1 protein-coding gene is annotated in these 295 nt (G+C 53.9%); it reads left to right on the top strand.

What is annotated here, in order from left to right; translation table 11 throughout:
* A partial coding sequence (locus NE473_RS31680) for a polyprenyl synthetase family protein (RefSeq protein ID WP_256265687.1) occupies positions 1 to 295 on the top strand: 295 nt, incomplete at both ends.

Raw genomic sequence — 295 nt, 5'->3', positions numbered from 1 at the left:
ACAGAAAACCGGAATCTATGGCATGATAGGTGGGCAGACTGGGGATGTGGAGCTGACCAATAAGCCTGTTCCGCATGAAAAGCTGGATTTCATCTATCATTTGAAGACGGGAGCGCTTTTGGAGTCCTCCATGATGATCGGCGCGCTTCTCGCCGGTGCAGACGAGGAGGAGACCCGGCGGGTAGAACAGATGGCCGCAGCCATCGGCCTTGCATTTCAGATTCAGGACGATATCCTGGATGTGACCAGCAGCATGGAAGTGCTGGGAAAGCCGGTACTCAGCGATGAAAAGAAC

Source organism: Hungatella sp. SL.1.14 (assembly GCF_024460495.1).
GTDB lineage: Bacteria > Bacillota > Clostridia > Lachnospirales > Lachnospiraceae > Hungatella > Hungatella hathewayi.
Note: the sequence above shows the minus strand (reverse complement) of the source record. Positions and strands in the feature narration are given on the sequence as shown.